6 protein-coding genes and 5 tRNA genes are annotated in these 6,897 nt (G+C 44.0%); 3 read left to right on the top strand and 8 right to left on the bottom strand.

Annotation, left to right across the window (positions count from 1 at the left end; translation table 11 throughout):
• From L1D11_RS22100 to L1D11_RS22080, 5 genes are all read right to left on the bottom strand, one after another.
• Positions 1–250: GTP-binding protein (locus tag L1D11_RS22100; RefSeq protein ID WP_230849494.1), on the bottom strand; the 250-nt coding region annotated here is incomplete at its 3' end.
• A 93-nt stretch (positions 251–343) separates the two neighbouring features.
• Positions 344–419: transfer RNA gene (locus L1D11_RS22095), tRNA-Thr, on the bottom strand.
• A gap of 13 nt (positions 420–432) precedes the next feature.
• Positions 433–507, bottom strand: a tRNA-Gly gene (locus tag L1D11_RS22090).
• 39 nt (positions 508–546) lie between these two features.
• Positions 547–631 (bottom strand) — tRNA-Tyr (locus L1D11_RS22085).
• Between the two features lie 45 nt (positions 632–676).
• Positions 677–752, bottom strand: a tRNA-Thr gene (locus tag L1D11_RS22080).
• Between the two features lie 210 nt (positions 753–962).
• Here L1D11_RS22080 and coaA point away from each other — a divergent pair.
• Positions 963–1,886, top strand: coding sequence for a type I pantothenate kinase (gene coaA / locus L1D11_RS22075; protein WP_239833904.1), 924 nt, complete (start codon positions 963–965; stop codon positions 1,884–1,886).
• A gap of 7 nt (positions 1,887–1,893) precedes the next feature.
• On the opposite strand, the gene birA is transcribed toward coaA, so the two are convergent.
• Together birA and murB are read right to left on the bottom strand one after the other, a co-directional pair.
• Positions 1,894–2,859, bottom strand: a complete 966-nt coding sequence (gene birA / locus L1D11_RS22070; protein ID WP_239833905.1) for a bifunctional biotin--[acetyl-CoA-carboxylase] ligase/biotin operon repressor BirA — start codon at positions 2,857–2,859, stop codon at positions 1,894–1,896.
• Positions 2,856–3,902, bottom strand: a complete 1,047-nt coding sequence (gene murB / locus L1D11_RS22065; RefSeq protein WP_239833906.1) for a UDP-N-acetylmuramate dehydrogenase — start codon at positions 3,900–3,902, stop codon at positions 2,856–2,858. The genes birA and murB overlap by 4 nt, the downstream gene beginning before the upstream one ends.
• A gap of 66 nt (positions 3,903–3,968) precedes the next feature.
• Between murB and L1D11_RS22060 the strand changes: the two genes are divergently transcribed.
• Together L1D11_RS22060 and pssA are read left to right on the top strand one after the other, a co-directional pair.
• Positions 3,969–4,400, top strand: a complete 432-nt coding sequence (locus tag L1D11_RS22060) for a GNAT family N-acetyltransferase (RefSeq protein WP_061034337.1) — start codon at positions 3,969–3,971, stop codon at positions 4,398–4,400.
• Between the two features lie 91 nt (positions 4,401–4,491).
• A complete protein-coding gene (gene pssA, locus L1D11_RS22055; RefSeq protein ID WP_239833907.1) occupies positions 4,492–5,832 on the top strand; it encodes a CDP-diacylglycerol--serine O-phosphatidyltransferase in 1,341 nt (446 codons plus the stop codon).
• 822 nt (positions 5,833–6,654) lie between these two features.
• Here pssA and L1D11_RS22050 read toward each other — a convergent pair.
• Positions 6,655–6,731 (bottom strand) — tRNA-Asp (locus tag L1D11_RS22050).
• Between the last annotated feature and the right edge of the window lie 166 nt (positions 6,732–6,897).

Here is a 6,897-nt window from a genome sequence, read left to right as displayed (position 1 = left end):
CTGGGCAGTCTACGTGTGCGTAGTGGCGTGATGGAGTGTCGTACTCAACGTGAGAAGTAGCGATTGTGATACCGCGCTCACGCTCTTCTGGAGCGTTATCGATAGATGCGAAATCTTTAGCAACACCACCGTACACTTTTGCAAGTGTAGTACAGATAGCAGCAGTTAGAGTTGTTTTACCGTGGTCAACGTGGCCGATAGTACCAACGTTTACGTGCGGTTTCGTACGTTCAAATTTTTCTTTAGACATGGGGTGTCCCTCTAGGTACGGATTAGGTGGCTTAAAATAAGACCACGCAACCAAAAAATGGTTTTCTTTATTAAAGGAGAAGAAGCTTTAGACTGGTGCTAATACCCAGAGTCGAACTGGGGACCTCACCCTTACCAAGGGTGCGCTCTACCGACTGAGCTATATCAGCACACAAAATGAGTTGGAGCGTGCAGCGGGAATCGAACCCGCATCATCAGCTTGGAAGGCTGAGGTAATAGCCATTATACGATGCACGCAACACGTAACTCTGTTTGAGCTATTTAACCTTTAGAATATGGTGGAGAGGGACGGATTCGAACCATCGAAGGCAGTGCCAACAGATTTACAGTCTGCTCCCTTTGGCCACTCGGGAACCTCTCCAAATTTTTGAGCTTTCTCTCGCTAGCCTTAAAGAAAGGGAGAAAGTGGTGCCGACTACCGGAATCGAACTGGTGACCTACTGATTACAAGTCAGTTGCTCTACCTACTGAGCTAAGTCGGCACAAGTGGGGCGCATTTTATTGAATGATTTTCCACCTTGCAATAGTAAATTGAAAAAAAGTTCAAAATTCTCTGCCCAAACTACAACATACGACTATTTAGCTCAAGGTTTCCGTCTTTAACCCGCATCTAGTACAGGAAGATATTTTATTTATCTATCGCTTGATGTATTTTCCATGCACTTGTTTTGTTATCCACTATAGAGTTTTGTATGAGCCCATTCATGTCATTTGACCGTACACACTGGTCTGAACTAAGGAATTTAGTTCCGATGACACTTTCTGAAAGCGACTTAAAAGAGCTTCAAGGCATCAATGAAAAGCTCACCATGGAAGAAGCTGTAGAGATCTACCTGCCGCTGTCTCGTCTATTGAACCTCTATGTGGCAGCCAGACAAAATCGCAATTCAGTACTTCATCAATTCCTTGATAAAAAAGAGAAAGCGCCACCATTCATTATTGGTATTGCTGGTAGTGTTGCAGTGGGGAAAAGTACAACCGCACGTCTACTTAAGGCCCTACTCTCTCGTTGGGAAAACCACCCAAAAGTCGAGCTAGTCACCACCGACGGCTTTCTGTATCCAAATGAGGTGCTAGAAGAAAAAGGTTTGATGAGTAAAAAGGGCTTTCCTGAATCTTACGATATCAAGCGTTTAGTAAACTTTGTCTCTGACGTTAAAGCGTGTAAGAGAAATGTCACCGCACCGGTGTACTCGCACATCACTTACAACATTACTGATGATCTAAAATGCGTCGACTTACCCGATGTCTTAATAATTGAGGGGCTTAACGTCTTGCAGAGTGGAATGAACTACCCACACGAGCCACACCGTGTGTTCATTTCAGACTTCCTGGATTTTTCACTTTATGTGGATGCTGACAGCCAACAGATCAAAGAGTGGTACATCAACCGCTTTATGAAGTTTAGAGAAGGGGCATTTACCAAGCCAGGCTCTTACTTTAGTCATTACACTAAGTTATCGAATCAAGCGGCACTGGATAAAGCAGAAGCGATTTGGAGTTCAATCAATGGATTAAATCTGGAGAAGAACATCCTTCCAACCAGAGAGCGGGCGCACCTTATCCTACGAAAAGGTGCAGATCACATGGTTGAAGAAGTATTACTAAGAAAATAGGAAGGTTTTAACTACCCTTCCTCAGTGAGATTTCACCGCCGATATAACTTTCGATACCGTTCTCGGTTTTGAGTAACACAGCCCCCTGCTCATCAATACCGTGTACGACACCTTCAATTTCTCTAGGTCCAATAATCAGCTTCACATTGCGACCTAAGAAATTATCCAAGCGATTCCAACGCTCAACAAAGTTCGACATCCCTTTCATTTCATAATCAACCAGTGCTTTGTCCCAAGCGTTAATCAGGGATTGTGCAAGCTGATTACGATCAGGCACCTTACCATCACACACTTCTTTAAGTGAGGTCCATGGTTGACCAATACCAGAAGTTAAAGGGTCCATCGACAGGTTGAGTCCTAACCCAATAACAATATGAGCAGCACCGCCAGATTGCCCCGACAGTTCAACTAAAATACCCGCAAGTTTCTTATCGTTATGGTAAAGGTCATTAGGCCATTTGAGTTTCACGCCTTCAACGCCCATCTCTTCCAGAGCCTCAACAACCGCAACACCTACCACAAGGCTAAGGCCCATCGCAGCCGCCATCCCGGCGTCGAGTCTCCAGTACATCGAAAGGTATAGGTTGGCTCCAAATGGTGACACCCACTCCCTGCCACGACGACCGCGACCAGAGGCTTGGTATTCAGCAACACAAACCGAGCCAGATTCTAGCTCATTGGTGCGATCCAACAAGTGTTGGTTGGTCGAACCTATAATAGGAATCAGTTCAAGAGACGCGTTGCTATTGGCAGCAGATAGTCGCTCATGATCCAGCATATCTAATCGGTTCGCTAGCTTATAGCCTTTACCCTGTACGCGGTAGATATCCAAACCCCACTCTTGCATACCCTTGATGTGCTTGCTTATAGCGGCTCGAGATACGCCAATCACTTCACCGAGGTCTTCGCCAGAATGAAATTCACCATCGGCAAGGCATTTTAAGAGGGCTAGTTTGGTGCTGTGCTCTCTCATACTAACGCCTCCAAAGCCTTATCGAGATTTGTCTCACCATCACGTCCCATAAAACGGACCTCATGTTCTAGGCGAATATCGAACTTATCTGACACAGCCTGACGAACTCGGTCTGCTAACTTAAGCACATCCACAGCCGTCGCTCCATCATAGTTGATGATCACAAGCGCTTGATTTGGATGAACTTGAGCACCACCTTGATTAACGCCTTTAAACTGGCATTGATCAATCAGCCAACCAGCAGCGACTTTGATCATATAGTTACTCTCGTAACCAACGATATTTGGGTACAGCCCTGACAAGCGATCAAAATGATCTTTAGTGATCACGGGGTTTTTGAAAAAGCTTCCAGCATTGCCCTGTTTCGAAGGGTCTGGCAGTTTGCTCGAACGAATAGCACATACTTCATTGAATATCGTGCTAGGGGTAAGTGTTTCTGCTGGCAGGCTTTTCAGGGGACCATAATGATTACATGGCTGCCATACTTTCGGTAAAGTTAAGCCAATCGCGACCACAATAGCTTTGCCGTAAAGGGCGTGTTTAAAAATAGAATCTCGGTAACCAAAGAGGCACTCCTCTTTGCTTAATCGCTTAACTGTATAAGTATCCAGACAAAGAATATCGACGTATTCGCACACGTCCTGTAACTCGACACCATAAGCACCGATGTTTTGAATAGGCGCAGATCCAGAACAACCAGGAATCATTGCTAAATTCTCTAATCCACCAAGACCTTGCTCAACGCTCCACTTAACTAGACTTGGCCAATCCTCACCACCGTTAACATGGAGTGAGTGATGGCTGTCCGACTCGGTTAAAGTGATACCAGACAACTGATTGATGATGACAAGGCCTGCAAAATGCTCAGTAAAAAGCATGTTACTGCCCTTTCCTAACATCAGCTTAGGCGTAGATTGCCATTTAGGGCTCTGATAAACCGAGACCAACTCTTCAATCGTGGTCACTTCAACCAAAGCATCACAAGTTTGATCAATAGAAAAGGTATGAACGTTTTTTAAACTAGCATTGAGATGGAATTGCATGGCGATATTCAATTAACTTACACTGCGTTCATTCTACAGCAGATAAACCAGTGGCGCAGTGACTGAATGAACAATGTCATCATTACTCAATTAGACCCAGTAAAGGTTCCCCTTGTTAAACGCTTCTATAAAGAGCACTACCCAACAGGGAAAGCCAATAAAAGTGAGTTAATTTATTCACTTTTACTTGATGACGAACTTTGTGGTGTCGTCCGTTTCCGTACGATAGAAGACTCGCGCTTACTGACAGGTATGGCGATCTCGAAGCAACATCGCGGTAAACAGTTAGGTTCCCAGCTAATGGAGTACTGTGCAAAACACACACTCACAGAGAACGATTACTGCTTTGCCTATGCGCACCTTACGAGCTTCTACACTCGGCACCAATTTGTGCAGATCGATTCCAAACAGCTACCAAACGCCTTACGGGTTTTATATGAGCGTTATTCAAATAGCGGAAAAGATCTCATTCCTATGCAATATCAGCAAAATTGTTAGAGAATGCCTCGATTATCTAGTATTTGGGGCTATGCCTTTGGTAAAATTAAAGGTTCGCAATTTTGCATATTTTTAAGGTAAAACAGTCAATATGATTGCCAGTAGGAATCCATTCATACAGTTGCCAACCATAGCGCAGAATCCTGATAAGTTTGAAGTACTACTATCAGCGCAAGAGTTTCGAATTCGTCTACTTGATGAGATAGCTCGCGCAACGACTCGTATTAGTTTAGTCGCTTTGTATCTTGAAGATGATGAGGCTGGCCGTGAGATCCTAACTGCCTTATATGAAGCAAAACAAAAGAATCCAGATCTGAATGTGAACGTTTGTGTTGATTGGCACAGAGCTCAACGCGGATTGATTGGTGCAGAGTCTTCTGAAGGCAATGCAGCAATTTACAAAGAGTTTGCTGAAAAATATCAGCATTCAGTTCCTGTCTACGGCATTCCTGTCCGTGGTAAAGAAGTCTTTGGCGTATTGCACTTAAAGGGCTTTATCGTTGATGACAGCGTGATATACAGCGGTGCAAGCCTCAACAATATCTACCTAAATTATCACGACCGCTACCGCTTTGACCGCTATCATGTTTTAAACAACGCGACACTGGCAGACTCAATGTTTGCCTACGTGCATGAGCAAATGATCTCTGACAGCGCTGTTTACGACTTAGCTGACAAAAACAAGCCGGCTACTAAAGAGCTAAAGCCAGCGATCCGCCAGTTTCGTGCCTCTCTAGCAAGGTCTCAGTACCAGTTTGATGGTCAGGAAGTCTCACCAGAGCAAGTTGCCGTAACTCCTTTAGTTGGTATAGGTAAGAGACGTAACCGCCTAAATCAGGGAATTAACCAACTGGTTGCTCAAGCTAAAGATGAAATTTTCATTTGTACGCCATATTTCAATTTTCCGCCTAGCCTAGCGAAGGAAGTGAAGAAAGCACTTAAGCGTCGCGTAAAGGTCACGATCGTTGTCGGCGATAAAACAGCGAATGATTTCTTTATCTCACCGGAAGAAGAGTTTAAAACGATTGGTGGCTTGCCTTACTTATACGAATTGAACCTGCGTCGATTTGCGAAGGCAAATGAAGCGAATATAGCAAGTCGTAACCTGTCTATCCGACTTTGGCAACACGATTCCAACAGCTTCCATTTGAAGGGCATTTGGGTTGATAAACGCTACATGCTACTCACAGGTAATAACCTAAACCCTAGAGCTTGGAAACTAGATCTAGAGAACGGAATCTTTATTCAGGACAACTATCACCATCTAACTGATAAGTTCCAAGCTGAAGTAGATAACATTCTTCAACACACTCAGCTTATTTGTACTTATAAGCAGTTAGACAAAGTAGATAGCTACCCAGAAGAAGTTCAAAAGCTGATTCGCAAGATCACTCGAGTCAAAGCTGACAGAGTACTTAAACAAATACTCTAGTGAACATACGCAAGATATGATTGACCAACGCCTAGCAAACGCTAGGCGTTTTTGTATTCATAAGTACTAGATTATCCATTGAAGTCGCCAAATAGGATAAGTAGATCTTCAACGGTCCCTCTATCTTATGCATAGGACTAGATAAGGGTTAAAGATAGAAAAAGCTATGGTCGCATTCAATCAGACGGGTACTATGACCCGCACCCCATTACCGTAAGTCGCCTCTCTGTACGCACTCGCAAACATAGTGAGTAACTAGGTCAATCAATACTCGCACATATAATTATTAGGGGTTCAGCGCCATTGAACACCAGAGAATAGCTTAGGTTACACATGAGCTTTGATGGGAAAGCGTTAAGGTACAGTATTTTGTATTCATAGGACGAAACTAACGCTGTATTGCCTTTTAGTATTAAGGCACCAAGCAACAAGTGGCCCAATAAGCTTGGGTTAGAACCTTCAAGACTAAGTATCGTGAGCTGAAAGCTATGCATTTCTAACGCAAGCAAACTCACAAGATTCTCGGTTTGGTGTGGACGTACTAACTTAGAATATTGCCCAGTAATAATAACGAACTTAGTCTAGGACCGAACAAAGCCAAATCGTTGGCTAAACTTCCCAATAAGCAACAAAGTGGTTCTATCAACACACTAACGAACGAAGGCTTAAAGACTTCGGATAAATAACGAAAGATGGAAGCACCTAGTTCGTTCTTTCTAAAAATCGGTAAACCTTTTGAGAAACGCTCTCCGACCAAAAGGCTAATACAGGGATTCAAATGTGAAAAAGCCCTGCTATTTCTAGCAGGGCTTCTCTAATAAGTGGCGGAGTGGACGGGACTCGAACCCGCGACCCCCGGCGTGACAGGCCGGTATTCTAACCAACTGAACTACCACTCCGCAGTGGACTACTTGTCGTCGCTGACAAGTCGTTCATTACACTTTTTGTCTTCACTTTTGAAAAGTGAAAATAAATTTGAAGCCTGGCGATGTCCTACTCTCACATGGGGAAGCCCCACACTACCATCGGCGCTATTGTGTTTCACTTCTGAGTTCGGCATGGAAT

The sequence above is a fragment of the Vibrio sp. Isolate32 genome (assembly GCF_022397955.1).
GTDB lineage: Bacteria > Pseudomonadota > Gammaproteobacteria > Enterobacterales > Vibrionaceae > Vibrio.
The sequence above is the reverse complement of the archived record's forward strand: the minus strand, read 5'-3'. Positions and strand labels throughout refer to the sequence as shown.

Coding starts and splice junctions, on each gene's coding strand:
- coaA (WP_239833904.1), top strand. CDS start 963: ATGAGCCCATTCATGTCATTTGACCGTACACACTGGTCTGAACTAAGG.
- birA (WP_239833905.1), bottom strand. CDS start 2,859: ATGAGAGAGCACAGCACCAAACTAGCCCTCTTAAAATGCCTTGCCGAT.
- murB (WP_239833906.1), bottom strand. CDS start 3,902: ATGCAATTCCATCTCAATGCTAGTTTAAAAAACGTTCATACCTTTTCT.
- L1D11_RS22060 (WP_061034337.1), top strand. CDS start 3,969: ATGAACAATGTCATCATTACTCAATTAGACCCAGTAAAGGTTCCCCTT.
- pssA (WP_239833907.1), top strand. CDS start 4,492: ATGATTGCCAGTAGGAATCCATTCATACAGTTGCCAACCATAGCGCAG.